Source organism: Bacillus xiamenensis (assembly GCF_001857925.1).
GTDB classification, from domain to species: Bacteria; Bacillota; Bacilli; order Bacillales; family Bacillaceae; genus Bacillus; species Bacillus xiamenensis.
This window is the reverse complement of record NZ_CP017786.1, coordinates 2794748-2817267: the sequence shown is the minus strand read 5'-3', so window position 1 is coordinate 2817267 and position 22520 is coordinate 2794748. Positions and strand designations below refer to the sequence as shown.

Below are 22520 nucleotides of genomic sequence, written 5' to 3'. Positions count from 1 at the left end.
GAGAAAACACCCTTCTCCAGACGAGATAGGGTGTTTTTGGTCTCTCGGTTACACAATGTCCGCTAGACTCTGTGCTTGACGATCTAAGCCGCGGGCTGCTTCTCCTACATTGATGAATTCTTCGCTTGCCTGCTTCACAAGATCCCGGTTTGTAAACACACTCGTTTTTGCCCGGCTCGTTCCGCTGCTGACCTTTTCTACTTCTATATGAATTGCTTTCACATATCGATCCACTTTTACGATTGCTTCCTTTGAATCTGTCGCAAGCTTTCGAATTTCCGCCGCCACCACACTAAAGCCATTTCCATAGGAGCCCGCATGTGCAGCTTCTATAGCTGCATTCAGTGCGAGCAGCTGCGTTTGGGAAGCAATGCTGTGAATGGTCGTCGCAATTGAGCTAATCGACTCAACCTGCTCTGTTAAGCCTTCTAGTAAGCTCATGTTTTGATCTGTTTCATTGGCGATATGTTCAAAAGAAGCATTGACACTTTGACTATGCTGAATACCAATTTCTGCCCGCTCCATTAATTTCGCAGACATGTCCTTTAAATCTTTTACGACCTGCTTCATTGAGTTTTCTCTCTCTGTAATATCTGTTGCCACTTTCACAACAGCTACGACGTTCCCCTTGTCATTGAGGACTGGTGTATACGTCGCTTCAAGCCATAAGGTGTCACCGTACTTAGTGATCCGCTGCACCTTTTCCTGGAAAACGCGACCATCCTTTAAACGCTCCCAAAACATTTGATAACTTGTGTGCTCTGCAATATGCGGAGGACAAAATTGTCTATGTTTTAAACCAATCATTTCTTCCTTAGAATAGCCCATGGCTTTTGCGAAAATATCATTGACCCATAGCACCTCACCCGTCACATCAAATTCAATCATTGCTAGTGAATGCTCTAATGCACCAAGAACGGCTGACTGTTCCAATACTTGTGATGATAATACGTTTGTTGTTTGAACCATCTCTTTCATTCCCCCATTTTCTTCTCTCACCAATAGTACATACTTACCCGTACTTTCGTACTATCTAAACGTATCATTCAAGCATCTGGATCACCAGAGGAGAATTTTTTTCCATAAGAAAAAACCAGTGATCTCAAAGGAAAGAGATCACCGGCTGCATTGTTTGAAAAGATTATTTTTTCGCTTCTGCTACTGCATGTTTCACAAAAGCTTCAAGGTCCATTGTTTCTGAATCTTGTTCACCGTATTTTCTTACATTGACTGCGCCATTTTCTGCTTCTTGATCACCGACAACCAGCATGTACGGAATCTTTTGCATTTGCGCTTCTCTAATTTTGTATCCAATTTTTTCATCACGGCTGTCAAGCTCTACACGCAGACCTTCAAGCTGCAAACGTTCTTGCACTTTTTTCGCGTAGTCTAGATGAACAGACGGTGAAACCGGGATGACTTGGAATTGTACAGGTGCCAGCCATGTTGGAAGAGCTCCTTTGTATTCTTCAATTAAGAAGGCAACAAAGCGCTCCATTGTGGACACGACCCCTCTATGAATCACCACTGGACGATGGTGCTTCCCATCTTCTCCGATATATGTGAGATCGAAGCGCTCTGGAAGTAAGAAATCAAGCTGTACAGTGGACAGCGTCTCTTCTTTCCCAAGAGCTGTCTTCACTTGTACATCAAGCTTCGGTCCATAAAATGCCGCTTCGCCTTCTGCTTCATAGTAGTCATGTCCAAGCTCGTCCATTGCATCTTTCAGCATGGACTGTGCTTTATTCCACATGGCATCATCATCGAAATACTTTTCTGTATCCTCTGGATCACGATAAGATAAGCGGAATGTGTAATCATTTAAGCCGAAGTCTTGATACACTTCTTCAATTAAACGAACTGTACGGATGAACTCGTCTTTGATTTGATCTGGACGAACGAAGATATGTGCATCGTTTAATGTCATGCCGCGAACACGCTGAAGGCCAGATAAAGCACCTGACATTTCATAGCGGTGCATTGTCCCAAGCTCTGCAATCCGAATTGGCAATTCGCGATAGCTGTGCGGTTCATTTTTATAAATCATCATATGGTGCGGGCAGTTCATTGGACGAAGGACAAGATCTTCGTTGTCCATTTCCATGACTGGGAACATATCTTCTTGATAATGCGCCCAGTGGCCTGATGTTTTATATAATTCTACACTCGCTAAAACAGGTGTATACACATGTTCATAACCAAGGCGTACTTCTTTATCAACAATGTAGCGCTCAATCACGCGGCGGATGGTTGCCCCTTTTGGCAGCCAGAGCGGAAGGCCTTGACCTACCTTTTGAGAGTTCGCAAACAGCTTCAGCTCTTTCCCAAGTTTACGGTGATCGCGTTCTTTTGCTTCTTCAAGTAGACGTAAATGTTCATTTAAATCTTCTTTATTAAAGAAAGCTGTTCCGTAAATACGCTGCAGCATTTGATTGTTACTGTCACCTCTCCAGTATGCACCTGCAAGGCTTAACAGCTTGAACTCTTTGATTTTTCCTGTAGACGGCAAGTGAATGCCGCGGCATAGGTCAAAGAATTCACCCTGCTCATAAATTGTGACAGTTTCGCCTTCTGGAATCGCCTCTAACAGCTCGAGCTTCAATTCATCGCCAATTGCTTCAAAACGTGCTTTCGCTTCTTCTCTAGATACTTCAACACGCTCAATCGGCAGGTTGCTGTTAATGATTTTCTTCATTTCTTTTTCAATCTTTGGTAAATCTTCAGGTGTAATGGCAACATCGATATCGACATCGTAGTAGAAGCCATTTTCAATCACAGGGCCTACGCCAAACTGGACGTGATGCTCTTTTCCATAAATGCGTTTGATCGCTTGTGCCAGCAAATGGGCTGTGCTGTGACGCATAATATCGAGGGCTTCTTCACTTTTATCTGTGATGATCTCAATTGTTCCACTTTCTAATAGCGGCGTACGCAGATCTATTTCTTTGCCGTTCAATTTACCGGCAAGCGCTTTTTTCTTTAGGCCCGGGCTAATTGATGCCGCGATGTCTTCTGTTGTTGCTGTTTTGTCAAACTCCTTGACTGCTCCATCTGGAAATGTAAGTTGAATTTGTTCTGACATCTCTGGTCACTCCTTTTTTGGCAATATAAAAACCCCGCCCCCTGGAAAGGGACGAGGTTGAATAAACGGAATCGTGGTTCCACCCTTTTTCCCGTATTTGCAGCTTGCTTTGTCAAAAGCAAATACGGCTTGTGGTTCGATAACGGGAATTCCCGTCAGCTATTACTAAAAAAGTTCACAGCTGATGTTCAAAGGTGGTAAAGCAAATGGTCCTCAGCTAGGAAGCTTTCAGCCGCGGCTTCCCTCTCTTTAAGCGGGTGTTCATTTGTTCATGTCCTTATCAATACGGTCTCTGTATGAAGTTACACCGTATTATAAAACGTTTTTTCGTGAAAATCAAGAAAGCTTTTCACTTTTCTTTTCCAAATGGTCATGAACAAATTGAACATTCTGCTCCTGAAACGAATGAGGCGGGAAGACCTCGACTCTTTCTTGAAAAATATTTTGAATGGTTTGTACCATTGAATGACCTGTATCATTTGTAAATAGGTCAATTTTTTGTGGAGCGATGGATACAAGCGGTGCAATCAGCTGCGAATCAATATACATTGGATGCTCTCTTACAAACTGTCTGTCTATGTATTGTTTTTGATCACGTTCAGAAGCGTAGCGAAATTCCCAAATCACCAGACGGTCCTCATGCACAACATGTACTTTCTCAAGCTTAGGTTCTCTTGCCATCACATAGTCTCGAAGGGATTGAATAAAGTTTTGGTATTCTTGTTCCATTTTGTATTCTTCAATGGACACTTCTACATAATTCTTTAGCCTTTGATCATACTCTGCGAGCCTAAATGTCATAAATGAACCAATTGAAAAAATACCTTGCTGTAAAGAGATCGTCTCTAGCTCCTTTTTTAACAGGGCTTCCCTTGACGGGTCTTGATGAATCCCAGGAATATCCTCTATATCCCCTTTCATGATGCTATGGGCGATCGAAAGAATTTGGTGCTGCTCTTCGGGATCTTTAAATAAGTATGTGTTTTCAAGGATGCTGCGCATGCGCTCATTTTCTTTGCATTCTAAAAAAAAGTGAACCAGTAAAGGCCGCACAACGTGCTCAAGTGCTTCTCCTGATTTCTTCGCCTCTATGAGAAGCCGGTCTTTCCCCTGTTGAATCGAGATGTGATGCCGACTGTCCAAGTGTTCAGCAAGGTGTAAAAAAGCGGCGGTATCATATTCATCTTCAAAGATTATTTCAAGCATGTTTGTCCCCCCTAACGACATCTGTTACATATATATGGGGAGAACATCAAAAATAGACGCCTAAAATAAATCAGGCATCTTTCTTTTTAAAATGAGTGGAACAGAGATAAAGATCAAATAAATCAAACAAACAATCGCTAAGGCGGCATAATTGCCACTCACAAAGCTTGACCCGAGAACATTCAATGCAACTGTGCCCGGTATTAGTCCTAAAAAGGTAGCGGCCGTAAATGCACGATAATTCGCATGTGAAGCTGCTGCCGCATAGCTGACAAAATCAAAATGAATTGGAGCAATGCGCAATAACAAAATATAAAGAAACCCATGCTCTTGAATGCGAGACGTCACCGCCTTTAGCTTCCGGCTGCTTGATTTCGTTTCTTGCTTGTTTGAACGGAAGGTGGAAGCAAGCAGGAAAGACCCCGTTGCGCCAGCTGTAGCACCGACGAGGGCATAAATGGTCCCAAGGACACTGCCAAACGCCAAACCTGCTGCTAGTGAAAAGACGGTGAGAGGGACAAGCACAAACGGACGAAAAAGTGATAAGAAAAGAAAAACAAACGGGGCCAGCAGCCCAAATTGAAGAATCCAATTTTTCACATCTTTCGGCGACAGCTGAAGATGCTGTTTGTTCAGCCACCATAGCGCAGCAGCCAGAACGCCGATGACGAGAATAAGCAGCCATTTTCTTTTGTTCATCTCATCCGCTCCCCCCCTCACGTAACGCATCCTTTTATAAATGACGGCGATTTTCTCCTTCAAGCAAAACTGGCTCGGCTAAATAAAGAATCCGTTCCATTAAACGAGCTGCTTTGACCTCTTCTTTTTCCCCGCGCTGCGAGTACGTAAAGTGATGCTTCAAGTCACTCGGTGAGAAATTAGAAGAGAAGAAAGTCGGGAGCTGCTCTGCCATGCGGTATTGCAAGATCGTTCCTAAAAGTTCATCTCGTACCCAGCTCGTCATCGACTCTGCTCCAATATCATCAAGCATTAAAATCGGTGTTGATTTGACCATATTCAGCTTCTCTTCGAGAGTATGATCGGCTAATGAATTTTTTAACTCTCTCACAAATTCAGGCACATAGACAAGGAGAGATGGATATTCTTTTACCGCTAGCTGCTGTGCAATCGCTGCTAGAATAAATGTTTTTCCTACCCCAAACTTTCCGTGTAAATAAAGGCCTTTGCCCTTACCAGTCTCATCATAGCTTTGCAGGAATTGACCTACTTTTTGAATGACCTCTTGTCTTCCCACAACATTCAAATCAGCAAACGTCGCTTGAAGAACATTCTGCGGAATGTACATGCTTTTCATGAGTTCTTGCTGTTTCTTCTGTCGATCGAGCCGCAGTTTTACAGGACAAGGGGAATATTCAATATCAATGCTCTGACCTTTGATCACAAGTTTCGGGTGATATCCGTCTAAAATGGCATTTACATTCTCGTCCTCTAAGCAGTAAGAACAGCCCTTTGATTGCTGAACATATTCAAAGAGCCTGTTTAAGCTGCGATTAATCATGTCTTCTTGTATCTCTTCCTCGTGCTCTTTTAAAAAGGCCTTCACATCTTCATCAGACAATACACTTTCTTTAATCTGATTGTATCTCACGCGAAAATCTACTCGTCCTTTTAGTTGTTCAAATGAACGACCGATCGGTTTCATTTCCATCTCACCTCACATTAATGTGCATTGTACTTTTTCATATTATTAAACTGATTTAACAATTTTTCTTTTTCTCGTTCAAGGTCCTCTGTAGACAAACGATCCGTCTGTTCTTTTGCAGGCTGTTCTTTCGTTTCAGTTTCTTTCATCCAGTCAGGCAGTTTCTCCTCTCGGATGACTTTCCCTGATCCATACGAGTTTCGCTGCTTTTTCTGCTGCGCCCACTCTGTCATTTGTCTGTTCTCTTCTTTGGCAATTTTCATAGCAGCTGCAACGGTTTTGATTTTCTTTCGCACCCAATGAGCGGCGATTTTTTGCATATAGGTTTTGGACAGCTTCATATCCGTTTTCAGCAGTGTATAGTAGATCAAGACATTCATGACCCCAGGCTCTAGCTTCTGCTCAAGCATAATATCTTCAACAATTCTTAAGTCTGCATACGTCGGCTCAATGCCATCTGCCATATCTTTCAAAAGCTCTCTAGGCGAAATATGATCCAGCTTTTCAATCAATGTCGCATCAGGCGTATCTGCCTCTTTATGCTGCGCGGCATCGTGTCGTAAATGCCTTGGCTGTTTTTGATCAATCAGCTTCGGCTGTTCGCCTCTGTATTCGATTTGGTACCAGTCTCTCGCTGCTTTTCGTAGATCTTCAGTTGAAATCATCTGATCCGGCCCACAGGCGCCTGCGACAATATTTTGCATTTGCAGCGGCGTAATGCCATATACGACAGCTAACTTCTTAATTGTCTCTTTCACTTGCTTTGTCAAAGCCTTTCTTGGGATCATCATGTCTGACATACCTGCTAATAACAGATCAAAATCAAAGGATTCATCTGAAAGCGGCGCAGACTGACTAGATCCGACGGTCACATATTCGTAGCCCTCGTCAAGCGATGACGCCTGATTGATTTCCTCTGTCATCTTGCGCTCTCCCGGCTGCAATACGTGAAACACTTCTTCAAACGATCGTGAAATGTTCTTTGCATCAGCAGGAACACTTGGATAAGAAAAATAATCACGAAGCTGCATATATTTTGCTTTCTCTACCCGATGATACAAAAGGACATTCAGCATACCGTCTTGGAAAAACTCATCCGGTCTTAGCGGCGGCACAAGCTCATATGTAAACAGTCTGCCCTCTTTCGTTTCCTGTTCATATGTGCGGAGTAAGCCGATCGCTTCAAGCTTTAAGCGCTCTTCAAAAATATCATTTAAATTCGTTTGCAGCATGACCATGAGCTGCCGATGAGGTGCGGGTTTACCCCATATCCGATTTTGTTCCAGCTCTCCCCACAGCGTCATGTATAAACTGAAAGCGGACATGCCAATAAGCGGCTGATATAAAAGAGTGATGAGCTGTCTATCGATGTCACCGAGCAATGAAGCGCTTTTGACGACATACGGATCGACGGCTAGCACTTCCTTCCAATGCTCTGTCATATGCTGATCCTCCCTTAATGCGGTTGTTTCCATTGTACACTCTTTTTGCGTTTTACGCTTTACGCAGGAAAAAGAGCATGAAGAATCTTCAGCTCTTTTTTAGCGTTCTTTCTTTAATAAATCTTTTAATTCATCAATAAAGACATTGATATCTTTAAACTGACGATAAACCGAGGCAAACCTGACGTAAGACACTTCATCAATTTTCGCCAGCTCGTCCATCACCATTTCACCGACAAGCTCGCTTTTCACCTCTGACATGCCTTGATTACGCAATTCCTTTTCAATGTTAAAGCAGACATCTTCCAGCTGTTTTAAAGCGACAGGGCGCTTTTCACACGCTTTGATCAGTCCTCTTAGCATCTTTTCCCGGCTGAATTCTTCTCGGATTCCTTCTTTTTTCACCACAATCAGCGGCAATTCTTCTAATTTTTCAAACGTCGTAAAGCGATATTGGCAGCTTTCGCACTCTCTTCTGCGACGGATGGATTTCCCTTCATCTACTGGTCTTGAATCAAGCACCCTTGTACCAAGGTGCTGACATGTGGGACATTTCATTTCATCAGCTCCGATCTATTCTTGGAAGTTGTTTGTCTAGTTCTTTATAAAGGGACAAAACTGCCTTTTGACTAAAGCCAAAGTCTGTTGGCAGGGCCGTTTCTGTTGTCACATTAAAATCGACAGCTGTTTCAAAAGGACGAATTGAAATGACAGTCGCCACGAGAAAGGCTTTTTTCGGCGTTCGTATGTTTGCGCTGATTTCACCTCGTTCTGCTGAAACAGATGTCACTTGATAGGATTCGTTGCGGGAAAGAATGGCTTCCACCGCTTGAAAAACTTGTGTATTTGTCGATTTGTAGTAATGGCTTTTCAGCTCTGACACCGGATGATGGTCAGATGTTTCCGTATGATTGGAAATGAATCGTTTTAGCTTTTGTCCTAAAGTCATACACGTATCCCCTTTGTCTTTAACCCTCTTCTTTATTTTATAAAAAAAACCTTTGTTTTCCTAGAACAAAAGTATAGTCAGGTTGGAGAATGTTGGATGCTGTGTATGAAACAAATATAAAAAGGAGCATAACACAAAGGCATTTAATGCTTTTGGCCAGCTCCCATTGCAATCTTTTTTATGTTTACAGTGCTTTGGCTTGCGCCTGTTTCACTTGTACAGGTCCCATGCCTCGAGGAATTTCGATGTTTTCTCTTGTTTCAGCACCTAGTTCATCTCCGATATGATCTGCTGCAATATTCGGATCTAGATCGCCGCAAGTATAAACATCTATGCTCGCATAACCATGTTCAGGAAAGCTGTGAATTGTCAGATGAGATTCAGAAATAATGACAACTCCACTTACTCCTTGAGGTGCAAATTTGTGAAAAGCAACCTCTCTTACTTCAGCTCCTGATTTCAAAGCTGCATTTACAAATGTTTTTTCAATAAAATCCATGTCGTTCAGTTTATCACAGTCGCATCCCCATAATTCAGAGATAACGTGACGTCCGATTGTTTCCATCATGGACCCCCCTTAAACAAGAATGAAAGAGTGAAGTTCTAAGCAGCCGGACCGGACATATACCACGGGGGAAAGTTAGTCCTAAGAGGTCCTAACCCTTTAAGTATACCCGAATGAGTCTGCGAACAAGAAGTTCACGAAAAATAGTATACTTTGTTTAGACCCATTTTGCAAGCTGTGTTTTTAGTGGGATTTTCTCTCATTTCTTGAAAAGGGACGTTCGTCTTCTTCATTTCAAACAGCAGACAGCTCTTTCATCTGTGCCCCAACAAACTTCACAAGATCGACCACCCTGCATGAATAGCCCCATTCATTGTCGTACCATGCAAGAACTTTCACTTTTCTGCCTTCCATCACCATCGTTGTAAGTCCATCAACGACAGCTGAATAAGGGTTTGTGTTAAAGTCTGTGGAGACAAGCGGTTCTTCCGTGTAGTCTAAAATGCCAGCAAGAGATGTTTTTGATGCAGTTGCGAAGGCAGCATTTACCTCTTCTGCTGTCACATCTTTTTTTAAGTCGACCACAAGATCGACCATCGACACATTTGAGACTGGGACGCGTAGCGCAAGTCCATGCAATTTCCCTTTCATATGAGGAAGCACTAAAGAAAGCGCTTTAGCGGCACCCGTCGTTGTAGGAATGATGGACTGAGCACATGCTCTTGCTCGGCGCAAATCCTTGTGCGGGTTGTCGATATTTTTTTGATCATTTGTATAAGCATGAACCGTTGTCATTAAGCCGTTGTCGATGCCAAATTCATCATCTAACAGCTTGACAACTGGAGCTAAACAGTTTGTTGTACAGGATGCATTTGAAATAATGACGTGCTTTTCAGGATCAAGATCATCCTCATTGACACCCATCACAATTGTAATGTCTTCATTTTTACCTGGAGCTGTTAACACGACCTTTTTCGCTCCGGCATCTATATGGCTCATCGCTTGATCTTTTGAATTAAATTTCCCAGTTGCTTCTATGACGATATCAATTCCAAGCTCTCCCCATGGAAGCTGCTTTGGATCTCTGTTATTGAGCAAAAGCACTCTTTTTCCATTGACAATCAAAGCGTCATCTTCTGCTGTCACATCACATTCGTAGCGTCCATGATTTGTGTCATATTTGATTAAATGTGCTAGTGTTTCGGCAGGATAGCTTGCGTTCACCGCTACAATTTGAATTTGATCGTCAAGCATTGCTTTTCTGAAGACCATGCGTCCAATTCTGCCAAACCCATTGATCGCTGCTTTTACTTTCATGAACAGGTCACTCCCCTATTATGTGTTATACTTAATAAATTCATTCACGAAATTAGTATATCACATTAGAATGTAATTACCAGTATATAAACGTACATTTTCGAAAAAGGGCTGTTCTTTTCAAAGGAAATGACAAAAAAGCATAAAAAAAGAAGAGTACGTGTATGTACTCTTACTTATCTGTATGTTCCCATTCGTTTAATATGTTCTGTAATTGCTTTCTCATAAAAGCGAGATCTTTTGTGTTATCTATCACGCGGTCTGCTTTTTGGCATTTCTCCTCAAGAGGCAGCTGGGAGTGAATGCGGTTCAGCGCTTCTTCCTCGCTAAGGCCGTTGCGATTCATGAGCCTTGATAGCTGCAATTCAGGCGTCGTGTACACAACGATGATGCGGTCGACCAGCCCCTCCAGCTTGCTCTCAAATAACAGCGGGATATCGAGCACAACAAATGTTTCTTGCTGATTGATCCCTTCATCTCGCTGCTTGAGCATTTCCTTTCTGACCTCTGGATGAACGATGGCATTGAGCTGTTTTCTTTTCTCTTCGTCAGAAAAAATGATTGCTCCAAGCTGCTGCCGGTTCAATTCACCATTTGGCAGGAGGACTTCCTCACCGAAGGTTTGAACGATTTGATGAAGGGCCTTCGTTCCTTTAGAAACGACTTCTTTTGCAATGACATCTGCATCCACCACGCGGATGCCCTTCTCTTTTATCATCTGCGAGACTGTGCTTTTTCCACTAGCAATCCCGCCTGTTAATCCAATGACAAGCGTCAATTGATTTCCTCCTTTACAGCTTCCATACACCAATGAGAATAAGCAAAAACCCTGGTAAGCATGCAAGCTTATCGATCCAGCGCCAATTTGCCAAGTAATGTCCGGCACGAATCCCGATACATACAAAAAGTGAACTCATGACCGCAACCGTTATACTCATCACAATTGGAGAAAACCCTAGAATCGCTGCGCCGATCCCTGCTCCGAATGCATCAATAGATAAAGCAATCCCAAGGAGCACAGCTTCTATCCCATTGATCGTACCAGAGCGGTCAATATCTGCACTTGTCGGCTTTCGTAAAATTTGAATGACAAGACCGAGCGACTGCACTTCTACATTGACGAGTGTTCTTTCTTGAAGAAGCAAGTCACGTTCTTTCGCTGGTTTGTAAAATTGATACAACACCCAAAGTCCAATCGCAATCAAGATTCCTCCGCCAAGCTTATCGGTCACTGAGACAGGGAGGAATGTCGTCAAGAGGTTCCCAATCAGCATGGAAATCAGCAGCACAATTCCTGAACAACAGGCAATAATGACAATGGCTTTAAATGGAATTCTCATTTTGCGAAGACCATACGTAAAGCCTACAGAAAAGCTGTCAATGCTGACTGCAATAGCTAAAAACAGAAGCGAAAACGAAATCATACCTGAACTCTTCCTTTCTGTTCATGCAACGATGATCAAGAGTCTCTAGGCGTCCTTAGACTCTTCTTCACTATATGAAGAGCAGGTGGGCTGTGTGTCAGTCTACACCTCGCTGAAAAAAGAATGTTTTTTATCGTATGCATGGCAAAAAGGAAGCATGCTGATGGCTTTACCTTTATTGAGGACGTTTTTGGCAGGTCACGCAAAAATGAGTGCCTCGCCCTCCAACAACTGTTTTCTCGATGATACTTCCACATGTCTGGCACGGCTCTCCCCGCCGGTCATATACAAGAAGCTGCATTTGAAATGTGCCAATATCGCCCTGTGAATTGATGTAAGAGCGAATGGTGCTTCCTCCCGCATCAACTGCGACTTGAAGCGTGTCGATGATATGTTTGTGGAGCACCTTGCATGATTCAAGGCTTAGCTGATTTGCTTTTGTTTCTGGGTGAATGCCTGCCTTAAATAGAACTTCATCCACATAAATATTACCAAGTCCTACAACAATCTTTTGATCAAGTAAAGCTGTTTTGACCACGCGGGAGGTTTTCTTCAATTGCTCCCATAGATATGCTGGTGTAAATGCGTCTGAAAAAGGCTCATATCCGAGCTGAGACAGCGGAAGTTCTTTTTCTTCCTCCCCTGGATGAAAGAGATGCATTGTGCCAAATTTGCGTACATCATGATACCGAAGCTCGGTCCCATCTGTAAACGTAAAGACGACGTGTACATGTTTATCATAAGGATCATTTGCTTCATGTACACGGTATTTCCCTTCCATCCTTAAATGGGAGACCATCACATAGTGGTCTAAATGAAAGAGTAGGAACTTCCCTCTTCTTTCAATGGTTTGAATGGTTTCTCCTGCCATCCTTCTAGCGAACTCTTCCGGTTCCCCAGGACGTTTGATGATATTTGGCCATTTGATATCGACCGTTTCAATCGTTTTTCCTTTGACTAACCGCTTGAGAGTTCGCCGGACGGTTTCAACTTCTGGTAATTCCGGCATGCTCCTCGCTCCTTTGTTCTCTCTTTATTTAGCGTCGTACCAAGATGGGCCTGAAGCAAAATCGACTTTTAGCGGCACATCGAGCTGAAGTGTGTTTTCCATCACTTCAGGGACAATTTTTTCTAGTATGGCGATTTCTTCTTTCGGTGCTTCGAAAATCAGTTCATCGTGCACCTGCAATAAAAGATTTGCCTGCAAGTTTTCTTCTTTTAGCTTTCGCACCATATCAATCATTGCTTTTTTAATGATATCTGCGGCACTGCCTTGAATTGGTGTGTTCATTGCCGTTCTTTCCGCAAAGCTTTTGATATTAAAATTACGGCTTGTGATATCCGGGATATATCGTCTGCGTTTGAGAAGCGTCGTGACATAGCCTTTTTGTTTTGCTTCCTGCACGATCTCTTCCATATATGTTTTGACGCCTTTAAAACTTGTTAAATAGCGTTCAATAAAGGCGGCTGCTTCTTTTCTTGTAATTCCAAGGTTTTGAGAAAGGCCATAATCACTAATTCCATACACAATTCCGAAGTTGACAGCTTTGGCTTGTCTTCTCATAGAGGAAGTCACTTCTTCTTCCGAGACATGGAACACATCCATGGCTGTTTTCGTGTGAATATCCATATCCTGCGTAAAGGCTTCAATCAAGTTCTCGTCTTGAGAAATGTGCGCAAGTACACGCAGCTCGATTTGAGAATAGTCAGCAGCAAACATAAGCCAGCCCTCTTTTGACGGGATAAATGCTTGTCGAATCTTTCGGCCTTCTTCTAACCGAATCGGGATGTTTTGAAGATTTGGGTCTGTAGAGCTTAGTCTTCCTGTTTGTGTAAGCGCCTGATTAAATCTTGTATGGACTTTATGGGTATCTTTGCGCGTCACTTTCATTAAGCCTTCGACATAGGTAGATTGCAGCTTGCCAATTTGGCGGTAATGCAGAATCGACCGAATGATTTCGTGCTTGTCTTCAAGCTTTTCAAGAACATCCGCAGACGTAGAGTAGCCTGTTTTGGTCTTTTTGATAATCGGCAGTCCTAATTTTTCAAATAAAATCACACCAAGCTGCTTCGGTGAATTGATGTTAAAGGTTTCTCCCGCTAAACGGTGAATGGTTTCTTCATACTCCTTCAGCTTCTTCGTTAGTTCTTCACCCATTTTCTGAAGGCGTTCAATATCCACTTTTACCCCAAGAGATTCCATTTCACCTAAGATAAGCGCAAGTGGCAGCTCTAAATCTTCATACAGCTCATGCTGATCATTTTTTTCTAACGCTTCAAGTGTCAAATCATGCAGGGCAGAAATCGCCGCTGCTTTCCGTCCAAGATGATCTTTGAGCTCATCTTCTGGCGGAATGGCCTGCTTCGCTCCTTTTCCGTATACCTTTTCATCGGAAAGGGCGATATTCAGGCCGTATTCCTTCGCCACACTTGCCACGTCCTCATAGGATTTCTGTGGATTGACGACATAGGAAGCGAGCAAGACGTCGTTATCGACACCTTTTAGATCAACACCATGCCACCTGAGGGCGACAACCGCTCTTTTGGAATCAAAGACCCATTTTTTCTTCGTTTCATCTTGCGCCCATTGTTTAAACGCTTCTGATTGAAGAGCATCTTCTTTTGTGATAAAAAACGCACCGTTTTCATTATGGATCGCAAAACCGATCAAATCTGCTTCGTGATAATTGTCTCCCAGCTGTTCTACCACAAGCGCCGCATGATCTGTCAGCATGTCCTCTGTGACATCTGTTATTTTCTTCACATCTATTTCGTCTATTTCAACTGGTTCATCTGATTCTGGCGCTTCTCCTAAACGCTCTAGCAGCGTTTGAAAGCCCAGTTCTTTATAAAGGGAGATGACCTGCTCCATGTGAGGGCCTTCATAAGCGAGATCTTTGCTTGACACATCAATTGGTGCTTCTACGAGAATCGTCGCCAGCTTTTTACTCATTACCGCTTGTTCTTTATATTCTTCAAGCTTTTCTTTTAGCTTTTTCCCGCTGACTTCGTCAATATGTTCAAGTAGATTTTCAACCGTTCCAAACTGCTTTAACAATTTGATCGCTGTTTTTTCACCAACACCAGGAACGCCTGGGATATTATCTGATGAATCTCCCATCAGTCCTTTCATGTCGATGATTTGATCTGGGCGCAGGCCATATTTCTCTTCAATATGGGCCGGTGTGTAGTATTCTACTTCAGTGATGCCTTTTTTCGTAATGGCTACCGTCGTGCGGTCTGTTGAAAGCTGTGTTAAGTCTTTATCTCCTGAGAAGATTTTGACCTCAAAGCCGTCTTTTTCTGCTTCTACAGCCAGTGTACCGATGATATCATCTGCCTCATATTGCGGCAGCTCGTACCTTTTCACCTGATATGCATCTAATAGCTCACGGATGAACGGCATTTGTTCTGATAGTTCTGGCGGTGTTTTTTGTCTTCCGCCTTTATATTCCTTAAATGTCTCGTGACGAAAGGTGGTTTTCCCCGCATCAAATGCAACAAGCATATGAGTCGGCTTCTCATCCTCCAGCATCTTCATTAAGATCATCGCAAAGCCGTAAATGGCATTCGTATGTACGCCTTTATCATTAGATAATAGCGGCAAAGCAAAAAAAGCTCGATAGGCGAGACTGTTTCCATCCACAAGTACTAATTTCTTTTGATCTGTCATGTTTTAATCCTCCATCGACTGAGCCGGCTCAGTCGTCTCTTTCACACATTGTATGTTCATTTTATCAAAGTTTATTTTGAAAAGAAAATAGACGAGCCTGCATAAAAAAAGGGACGAAAACAACAAGTGTTTTCGTCCTTCCAAAATTGGCTCCTTGGATGAAGGGGTTCCTATTCATCCTACCAATGATTGTTTAACAAAACATGAATTCATTGTAAAGATCATGTAAATTTTGACGTCACTTTCCTTTTTACTCTATTTTGCCTTCAAACTCACTGTAAACGTCGTCCCTTTGCCTTGTTTGCTATGGACAGAAATCGTCCCTTCATGCGCCTCGACAAGGTGTTTCACAATCGCAAGGCCAAGCCCTGTACCACCAGAGTTTCTACTTCTATCTTTATCAATCCGATAAAATCTCTCAAATATTCTTGGAATCTCACTTTTTTTCATGCCGATCCCTGTATCTGCTATATCAAATTCACAGCTGTTTTTCCTCGGTCTCGCTGTGATCGTGACACTTCCTCCATCCGGTGTATAAGTGAGGGCGTTGTTGACGAGATTGAGGAAAATTTGCTTTAATCTCAGCGGGTCTGCCATGACATAGACCGGCTCTTTTGGGACACGTACTTGTAATTGAATGCCTTTTTCTGCAGCCTTTTGTTTTAGCAGCACTTCAATCTCTTGAATGATTTCTGACGCATTGGCTTCTTGAATATTCAGCTTAAAATGCTGCTGTTCAATTTTAGAGAGATCTAGTAAATCTTGAATAAGCGTTTCTAAACGGATGCTCTCTTTTAAGATGATTGAAAGGAATTCTGTCAGCGCTTCTTTGTCATCAATGGCTCCATCGAGAAGCGTTTCGGAAAATCCTTTAATAGATGTAATCGGTGTCTTTAATTCATGTGACACGTTAGCGACAAAGTCTTTTCGCATTTGTTCTAGTTGCTTTGTTTCTGTCACATCATGAAACACAAGGACAATTCCTTTCCATTCATCATCTGTACTTAAGATCGGAACACCATCGACTTGGAAATAGCGGCGCTCGATGTCAACAGCAAGACGCAGAAACTTGCGTACTTTGGTTTCTGTCATGAAAATTTCGTCAATTAGTTCAATTACCTCTTCATGTGTAAAGGCTTCATGATACAGCTTGTGCATGTAAATATGCTTTTGCACCTTAAATTGCTTACGGAAGGTTCGATTGACCAAGTGAATATAGCCCATCTTATCAATCAAAATAATCCCTGCTCCGATGTTTTCAATGACTGTTTGCAGACGATCTCGCTGCATTTCACCAGCGCTTGTCATGTCTTGAAGGCTTTCTGCCAGACGCTTCATGGATGTATTGAGTTCACTTGTTTCAATGATCAGCTCTTCATAGTTATTCGTATCATAGTTCCCACGTTCAAGCTGTTTGGCTACCTTGGTGGCATAATCAATCGGTTTCACATACTTCATCGACATGCGGTAGCCAAAAAAGACGATGATCACGATAGCCGAGCCAAGACAAAAGGCTAATGCAAGCCAGAGCTGGCCGTCAATTTCATTTAAAGGCTGGTATGAGGCATGGAGAAATAAATATCCCGCCGGCTCGTTTTGTTTCATAATAGGGACTGCATAATGAAAAAGCGCATCCTTCTCATCATCAATAACCGTTCCTTTTGTTTGGAGGCGTTCATTTTTCAGCGTGTTTTGAATGATAGCTCTTTGCTCTGCTTGACCCGTTGTATGTATGATATTCCCCTTCACGTCCACAATCGACGCATTCATATCGAGATGCTGCTTGGCTTGATTGAGGATCTCCTGGTTCTGCTTTGCCTTCAGGTCATCCCCATTCATTGAAGAAAGGAGAAAGCTTGCTTCTTTTTCCATTCGCTGCGTTAATTTTGTTTCATAGAAAACATGAAACATATGATCCAAGAAAAGGCCAAGTGCGACAAACACAATAAAAAGGAGAAAAATGAGCCCAGAAAACAGGCGGGTTCTAATTTTACTCATTTGCCTTTGGCTCCTCCAATTTATAGCCTAAGCCACGAATGGTTTTAATATATGTTGGTTTTTTTGTGTTTTTTTCAATTTTGTCCCGCAAGTGGCTGATATGTACATCCACAATACGAGTATCACCTGCAAAGTCATAATTCCAAACCGCACTTAACAATAGATCACGCGTGAGGACACGGCCTTTATGCTTAGCCAAATAAAGCAGCAGTTCAAATTCCTTTGGCGTGAGCTCCAGACGTTCTTCTTGGAAATAGACTTCGTAATGTTCGGGTAAAATGCGCAGTTCACCAATTTTCATTTGGTCTGCAATGATCTCTTCCTTCTCCTCTTGCGAAGGGGCAGGTTGAGATTGCTGCGCTCTTCTCAAAATCGCTTTTACCCGAGCACCCACTTCTCTAGGACTGAACGGTTTTGTCATGTAATCATCGGCTCCAAGTTCAAGACCGAGCACCTTATCAAATTCATCGTCCTTTGCTGTCAGCATTAAAATAGGGAACATCATTTTTTGAATTCTCAGCTGCTTGCACACTTCAATGCCGTCCATCTTCGGAAGCATTAAATCTAACACAATGAGATCAGGCTGTTCACTTGCCGCTTTTTCAAGCGCTTCTTCTCCGTCTCTTGCTGTGACGACATCGTAGCCCGCCCTTTCAAGGTTATAGCTTAGAAGTGTTACAATCGATTCTTCATCATCCACAACTAATATTTTTTTATTCATGTTGTGCCTCCAATTAGTGATTTCCCCTGCATCCGTTTTTTTGTATCTTATGTGAAAAGCGAGAAGTCATGCTTTCTCTTTCATTTTAACGAAAGCTTAACAAGAGGACAATTTAAAATTTCGACAAGATTTATTTTGTAAACAAAAAGAAGACTCCCCTTAAGAGAAGTCTTCTTTTTTATTCATATTAAGACAATACTTTCATGACGTTCTTAACAGACTCAACAGAGCGATCAAGCTGACTTCTTTCTTCTTCTGTCAGTTCAAGCTCAATGATCTGTTCAAGGCCGTTTCCGCCTACGATTGTTGGAACACCAAGGTAAATGCCTTCGTAGCCATATTCACCTTCAAGGTATGCAATCGTTGGGATGACGCGGCGCTGATCTTTTAAGATGGCCTCAACCATTTCAACGAGTGAAGCAGCAGGTGCATAATACGCACTACCGTTACCTAATAGGTTGACGATTTCACCGCCGCCTTTTCTTGTTCTTTCCACAATCGCATCAATTCGATCTTTAGGAATCAATGTTTCAAGCGGGATACCGCCTGCATAAGAGTAACGAACAAGCGGAACCATGTCGTCGCCATGCCCGCCAAGAACAAATCCTGTCACATCTTTAACAGATAGGTTTAGTTCTTGTGCAACGAATGTACGGAAACGGGCTGTATCAAGAATGCCTGATTGTCCGATGACCTTTTCTTTTGGTAATCCTGATTCTTTATAAACTGCATATGTCATTGCATCAACTGGGTTTGTTAACACAACGATGATCGCTTCTGGAGAATATTTGACGATTTCGCGTGTCACACTGCGCATGATTTTTTCATTTGTTGACACGAGGTCGTCACGGCTCATTCCCGGCTTTCTTGCAATTCCTGCCGTAATGACCACGACATCAGAACCGGCTGTATCTTCGTAGTTAGAAGTTCCTGTAATATTCGCATCGAAGCCTTGAACAGGGCTTGCTTCCAGCATATCAAGTGCTTTCCCTTTTGTCGGGTTTTCAAGCTGCGGGATATCAACTAATACGACATCCGCTAATTCTTTTTGAGCTGTTAGAAATGCTGTAGTGGCTCCAGTAAAGCCTGCTCCGATGACAGATACTTTTTTACGCTTGTTTGCCATTTCCCTTTTCCCCTTTAACTTTAAAGTTTAAGAATCAAGACAAGTTTTTGATGAGCTCGTCAGCGAACTCAGAACACTTCACTTCTGTTGCGCCATCCATTAATCTAGCAAAATCGTACGTGACGACTTTTGAAGCAATTGTTTTTTCAACAGATTGAATCACGAGATCAGCTGCTTCCTGCCAGCCAAGGTGCTCTAGTAAAAGCACGCCTGATAGAAGAACAGAAGACGGATTCACTTTATCAAGACCAGCATATTTTGGTGCTGTTCCGTGAGTTGCTTCAAAGATAGCGTGTCCTGTTTCGTAGTTGATGTTCGCACCCGGTGCGATACCAATTCCGCCCACTTGTGCTGCAAGTGCATCAGAGATGTAGTCTCCGTTTAAGTTCATTGTTGCCACAACATCGAACTCAGCTGGACGAGTTAAAATTTGTTGAAGGAAAATATCTGCAATGCTGTCTTTGACAATGATTTTCCCAGCAGCTTCTGCTTCACTTTGCGCTTTGTTTGCCGCGTCTTTTCCATCTTTTTCTACAATACGATCATATTGTGCCCATGTAAAGACTTTGTCGCCAAACTCTTTTTCAGCCACTTCGTAGCCCCAGTTTTTGAAGGCACCTTCTGTAAATTTCATGATATTTCCTTTGTGAACAAGTGTCACAGATTTACGACCTTGGTCGATTGCATATTGAATAGCTGCTCTGACAAGGCGAGATGTTCCTTCTTCAGAAACTGGTTTGATTCCGATACCTGAAGTTTCTGGGAAACGGATTTTATTCACACCTAATTCGTTTTTCAAGAAGTCGATTAACTTCTTCACTTCGTCTGATCCTTTTGCATACTCGATCCCTGCATAAATATCTTCTGTGTTCTCACGGAAGATAACCATATCTGTGTCTTCTGGACGTTTCACAGGAGATGGTACGCCTTTGAACCAGCGAACTGGACGTAAGCATGTGAATAAATCAAGTTCTTGTCTTAGTGCCACGTTCAATGAACGGATTCCACCACCAATTGGTGTTGTCAGTGGTCCTTTGATGGCAATTAAGTATTCACGAATGTCTTCAAGCGTTTGCTCTGGAAGCCACTCTCCAGTTTTATTGTAAGCTTTCTCACCTGCATATACTTCTTTCCAAGTGATTTGCTTTTCACCTTTATATGCTTTTTCAACAGCGGCTTCAAGAACTCTTGATGCTGCTTTCCAAATGTCAGGACCAATTCCGTCCCCTTCGATAAACGGGATAATTGGATTATTTGGTACATTCAATACGCCGCCAGTAACTGTAATTTTTTCGCCTTGTGACAATGATATTACCTCCCAGATTATGTAGTGAATATTTGAAACTTCTTGGCTTGATGTCTGCAAGCGAAGAAGTTTTTCACATGATTCATTTTTTGTTGATATGGAGGCTGATGGGTTTGTTTGGATCAGCCTCCGCTTATTCTATAAACATTAGTCTCTTTCACTGATCGGAACAAACGTTTGAAGATCAGGCCCAATGTATTCAGCTCTTGGACGGATCAGACGATTGTTGTCATATTGCTCTAAAATGTGAGCAATCCATCCAGAGAATCGGCTGATCACGAAAATAGGTGTAAACAGGTCATGATCAATCCCAAGACTGTGATAGACAGAAGCAGAATAAAAATCAACATTCGGTGGAAGATTTTTCTCTGATGTCACGATTTCCTCTGCGCGAACAGACATTTCATACCATTTCGGCTCGCCTGTGAGGTTTGTTAAACGCTGGCTCATTTCTTTTAAATGCTTTGCACGCGGGTCACCTTTACGGTATACGCGGTGGCCAAAGCCCATAATTTTTTCCTTCTTCTCTAGCTTACCATGAATATAGGAATCTACGTTTTCAAGTTCGCCAATTTCTGAAAGCATCTTCATTACGCCTTCATTGGCGCCGCCATGAAGTGGTCCTTTAAGCGCACCGATAGCCGCTGTTACACCAGAGTAGATATCTGATAGTGTAGCAACACATACACGCGCTGTAAATGTCGAGGCGTTTAATTCATGATCCGCATGTAAAATGAGGGCCTTATCAATTGCCTCAATTTCTACTGGTGATGGCTCTTCACCATTTAGCATATACAAGAAGTTCGCAGCATAGCTGTACTCTTCTTTTGGCTGTACAGGCTCAAGTCCCTTTCGAATGCGTGAAAATGCAGCGACAAGTCCAGAAATTTTCGCCTGTAATCGAATGGCTTTTCTGTAATTCGCTTCTTTGTCCATAATCTCTGATTCGTCATCTAGTAAACCTAGTAAGGATACGGCTGTACGAATCGCAGACATTGGATGAACCCCATCCATCGAGTAAGATTTAAAGTGCTCAATGATTTCTTGCGGAATATGAGCATTTTCATTGAGCTGCTGCTTTAACTCACTCAACTCTTGCTCATTCGGTAGCTTTAAGTGCCATAACAGGTAGACAATTTCTTCGAATGTAGCTTTTTCAGTTAAATCATCGATATTGTACCCTACATAAGTAAGAGTATCATCAATAATTGAGCTTACGGATGAAGTTGTTGCCACAATACCTTCAAGACCTCTTGTTGCTGTCATGTTCAATCTCCCCTTTTTAAAAAGATTCCCCTTTGTTGCAGAATTCTCGCTTTTTGAAAGCGCTATCCAACCTGAATATGCTGGCAGGTTCAAAAAAGAAAATGCTTACATTTACCTATATGGTTAGAGCGCTTTTAACCTCATTTCTCCTATGTGATCAATGAGTTCAAAATTAAGCCTATTCCCATTATAAACAATAATCAGACATTTGTTAAATGTTTAACTATAATTTTTTTTGATAATTTTTTTTCCAGCCTGCCGTTTAGGGCATGGAATAAAGGGATTTTGCTACTTTTAATATATTTAATTATGTTTTTTTGCAAAAGCTCGCGTAAGAAAAAATAAAAAAGAAAGTGACATACGCCACTCTCTTTTCATCCGCTGAAAAATTTCACAGCCTGCATCGCCAAATAGGCAATTCCTGCACCAATCAGCGGACCGACAGCCACACCTTTGAATAAACTGACGGCCAAAATGGTACCGAATACAAGCGCCGCCGTAATATGGGGATCATTTTCGAGTAGCACAATGCCGTTTTTTGCAATCAGTGCTACTAATATACCCGCTCCAAGTGCAATCCAAGCATAGGAAGATTTCATCGCTTCTCCAAGCTGTTTAAATCCAATGTCACCTGTTGCAATCGGTACAAGTACAGCGATTGTAATGATGGTTACACCCCAATTGATGCCTTTAGATTGCAGAACCGGGAAAATTTTTTGATCCAGGCCCATGAGCTTAATCACAATCAGCACAGAAACCGCTAAAATTAACGAATTGTTCTTCGCAATGAGTGCAATAACGAGTAAAAGAGCCAAAAATAAATTGGCTTGTGTCAACATATG

Annotated in this window: 20 protein-coding genes and 1 other annotated feature; all 20 genes read right to left on the bottom strand. The window is 42.3% G+C overall.

Annotated elements, in window-relative coordinates:
• Window positions 1-48: 48 nt before the first annotated feature.
• Entirely contained in the window at window positions 49-969 is a 921-nt protein-coding gene (locus BK049_RS14330; RefSeq protein ID WP_071168804.1) for a methyl-accepting chemotaxis protein, read from the bottom strand.
• A 172-nt stretch (window positions 970-1141) separates the two neighbouring features.
• Complete coding sequence (gene thrS / locus BK049_RS14325) at window positions 1142-3082, bottom strand: threonine--tRNA ligase (protein WP_008356019.1); 1941 nt, start codon at window positions 3080-3082, stop codon at window positions 1142-1144.
• 44 nt (window positions 3083-3126) lie between these two features.
• Window positions 3127-3375, bottom strand: a binding site (T-box leader).
• Window positions 3376-3418: 43 nt separating this feature from the next.
• A complete protein-coding gene (ytxC, locus tag BK049_RS14320) occupies window positions 3419-4288 on the bottom strand; it encodes a putative sporulation protein YtxC (protein ID WP_008356021.1) in 870 nt (289 codons plus the stop codon).
• 60 nt (window positions 4289-4348) lie between these two features.
• Window positions 4349-4987, bottom strand: coding sequence for a TVP38/TMEM64 family protein (locus BK049_RS14315; protein ID WP_008356024.1), 639 nt, complete (start codon window positions 4985-4987; stop codon window positions 4349-4351).
• 34 nt (window positions 4988-5021) lie between these two features.
• Complete coding sequence (gene dnaI, locus BK049_RS14310; protein WP_071168803.1) at window positions 5022-5951, bottom strand: primosomal protein DnaI; 930 nt, start codon at window positions 5949-5951, stop codon at window positions 5022-5024.
• Between the two features lie 17 nt (window positions 5952-5968).
• Complete coding sequence (gene dnaB, locus BK049_RS14305; protein ID WP_008356027.1) at window positions 5969-7393, bottom strand: replicative helicase loading/DNA remodeling protein DnaB; 1425 nt, start codon at window positions 7391-7393, stop codon at window positions 5969-5971.
• A gap of 99 nt (window positions 7394-7492) precedes the next feature.
• Window positions 7493-7951 (bottom strand): transcriptional regulator NrdR, encoded by a 459-nt coding sequence (gene nrdR, locus BK049_RS14300; protein ID WP_003216720.1) that lies wholly within the window; start codon window positions 7949-7951, stop codon window positions 7493-7495.
• Between the two features lie 4 nt (window positions 7952-7955).
• Window positions 7956-8342 carry a hypothetical protein gene (locus tag BK049_RS14295; protein WP_008356030.1) on the bottom strand — a complete coding sequence of 129 codons (387 nt, stop codon included), beginning with the start codon at window positions 8340-8342 and terminating at the stop codon, window positions 7956-7958.
• Window positions 8343-8526: 184 nt separating this feature from the next.
• Window positions 8527-8907: an adenosylmethionine decarboxylase gene (speD, locus tag BK049_RS14290; protein ID WP_003216492.1), complete on the bottom strand. Its 381-nt coding sequence runs from the start codon at window positions 8905-8907 to the stop codon at window positions 8527-8529.
• A gap of 234 nt (window positions 8908-9141) precedes the next feature.
• Window positions 9142-10164, bottom strand: coding sequence for a glyceraldehyde-3-phosphate dehydrogenase (locus BK049_RS14285; RefSeq protein ID WP_008356032.1), 1023 nt, complete (start codon window positions 10162-10164; stop codon window positions 9142-9144).
• Window positions 10165-10336: 172 nt separating this feature from the next.
• Window positions 10337-10942, bottom strand: coding sequence for a dephospho-CoA kinase (gene coaE / locus BK049_RS14280; RefSeq protein WP_008356035.1), 606 nt, complete (start codon window positions 10940-10942; stop codon window positions 10337-10339).
• A gap of 13 nt (window positions 10943-10955) precedes the next feature.
• A complete protein-coding gene (gene ytaF, locus BK049_RS14275) occupies window positions 10956-11588 on the bottom strand; it encodes a sporulation membrane protein YtaF (RefSeq protein ID WP_071168802.1) in 633 nt (210 codons plus the stop codon).
• Window positions 11589-11763: 175 nt separating this feature from the next.
• Window positions 11764-12597: a DNA-formamidopyrimidine glycosylase gene (gene mutM, locus BK049_RS14270; RefSeq protein ID WP_008356038.1), complete on the bottom strand. Its 834-nt coding sequence runs from the start codon at window positions 12595-12597 to the stop codon at window positions 11764-11766.
• A gap of 24 nt (window positions 12598-12621) precedes the next feature.
• Entirely contained in the window at window positions 12622-15261 is a 2640-nt protein-coding gene (polA, locus tag BK049_RS14265; RefSeq protein WP_071168801.1) for a DNA polymerase I, read from the bottom strand.
• A gap of 255 nt (window positions 15262-15516) precedes the next feature.
• On the bottom strand, window positions 15517-17259 hold the full coding sequence (pnpS, locus tag BK049_RS14260) for a two-component system histidine kinase PnpS (RefSeq protein WP_071168800.1): 1743 nt from the start codon (window positions 17257-17259) through the stop codon (window positions 15517-15519).
• On the bottom strand, window positions 17252-17980 hold the full coding sequence (locus BK049_RS14255) for a response regulator transcription factor (RefSeq protein ID WP_008356045.1): 729 nt from the start codon (window positions 17978-17980) through the stop codon (window positions 17252-17254). Before BK049_RS14255 ends, pnpS begins: the two co-directional genes overlap by 8 nt.
• Before the next feature lie 187 nt (window positions 17981-18167).
• Window positions 18168-19106 carry a malate dehydrogenase gene (gene mdh, locus BK049_RS14250; protein WP_008356047.1) on the bottom strand — a complete coding sequence of 313 codons (939 nt, stop codon included), beginning with the start codon at window positions 19104-19106 and terminating at the stop codon, window positions 18168-18170.
• Between the two features lie 34 nt (window positions 19107-19140).
• The gene (gene icd / locus BK049_RS14245; protein WP_008356049.1) at window positions 19141-20412 is read right to left on the bottom strand and encodes an NADP-dependent isocitrate dehydrogenase; all 1272 of its coding nucleotides are present in this window, start codon (window positions 20410-20412) and stop codon (window positions 19141-19143) included.
• 147 nt (window positions 20413-20559) lie between these two features.
• Window positions 20560-21678: a citrate synthase gene (gene citZ / locus BK049_RS14240; protein WP_008356051.1), complete on the bottom strand. Its 1119-nt coding sequence runs from the start codon at window positions 21676-21678 to the stop codon at window positions 20560-20562.
• A gap of 374 nt (window positions 21679-22052) precedes the next feature.
• Complete coding sequence (locus BK049_RS14235; protein WP_008356053.1) at window positions 22053-22517, bottom strand: DUF441 domain-containing protein; 465 nt, start codon at window positions 22515-22517, stop codon at window positions 22053-22055.
• Between the last annotated feature and the right edge of the window lie 3 nt (window positions 22518-22520).

What these genes read in the sequence shown, in the direction of transcription:
- BK049_RS14330 (WP_071168804.1), bottom strand. Translation starts at nt 969, where the DNA reads ATGGTTCAAACAACAAACGTATTATCATCACAAGTATTGGAACAGTCA.
- thrS (WP_008356019.1), bottom strand. Translation starts at nt 3,082, where the DNA reads ATGTCAGAACAAATTCAACTTACATTTCCAGATGGAGCAGTCAAGGAG.
- ytxC (WP_008356021.1), bottom strand. Translation starts at nt 4,288, where the DNA reads ATGCTTGAAATAATCTTTGAAGATGAATATGATACCGCCGCTTTTTTA.
- BK049_RS14315 (WP_008356024.1), bottom strand. Translation starts at nt 4,987, where the DNA reads ATGAACAAAAGAAAATGGCTGCTTATTCTCGTCATCGGCGTTCTGGCT.
- dnaI (WP_071168803.1), bottom strand. Translation starts at nt 5,951, where the DNA reads ATGAAACCGATCGGTCGTTCATTTGAACAACTAAAAGGACGAGTAGAT.
- dnaB (WP_008356027.1), bottom strand. Translation starts at nt 7,393, where the DNA reads ATGACAGAGCATTGGAAGGAAGTGCTAGCCGTCGATCCGTATGTCGTC.
- nrdR (WP_003216720.1), bottom strand. Translation starts at nt 7,951, where the DNA reads ATGAAATGTCCCACATGTCAGCACCTTGGTACAAGGGTGCTTGATTCA.
- BK049_RS14295 (WP_008356030.1), bottom strand. Translation starts at nt 8,342, where the DNA reads ATGACTTTAGGACAAAAGCTAAAACGATTCATTTCCAATCATACGGAA.
- speD (WP_003216492.1), bottom strand. Translation starts at nt 8,907, where the DNA reads ATGGAAACAATCGGACGTCACGTTATCTCTGAATTATGGGGATGCGAC.
- BK049_RS14285 (WP_008356032.1), bottom strand. Translation starts at nt 10,164, where the DNA reads ATGAAAGTAAAAGCAGCGATCAATGGGTTTGGCAGAATTGGACGCATG.
- ytaF (WP_071168802.1), bottom strand. Translation starts at nt 11,588, where the DNA reads ATGATTTCGTTTTCGCTTCTGTTTTTAGCTATTGCAGTCAGCATTGAC.
- mutM (WP_008356038.1), bottom strand. Translation starts at nt 12,597, where the DNA reads ATGCCGGAATTACCAGAAGTTGAAACCGTCCGGCGAACTCTCAAGCGG.
- polA (WP_071168801.1), bottom strand. Translation starts at nt 15,261, where the DNA reads ATGACAGATCAAAAGAAATTAGTACTTGTGGATGGAAACAGTCTCGCC.
- pnpS (WP_071168800.1), bottom strand. Translation starts at nt 17,259, where the DNA reads ATGAGTAAAATTAGAACCCGCCTGTTTTCTGGGCTCATTTTTCTCCTT.
- BK049_RS14255 (WP_008356045.1), bottom strand. Translation starts at nt 17,980, where the DNA reads ATGAATAAAAAAATATTAGTTGTGGATGATGAAGAATCGATTGTAACA.
- mdh (WP_008356047.1), bottom strand. Translation starts at nt 19,106, where the DNA reads ATGGCAAACAAGCGTAAAAAAGTATCTGTCATCGGAGCAGGCTTTACT.
- citZ (WP_008356051.1), bottom strand. Translation starts at nt 21,678, where the DNA reads ATGACAGCAACAAGAGGTCTTGAAGGTATTGTGGCAACAACTTCATCC.
- BK049_RS14235 (WP_008356053.1), bottom strand. Translation starts at nt 22,517, where the DNA reads ATGTTGACACAAGCCAATTTATTTTTGGCTCTTTTACTCGTTATTGCA.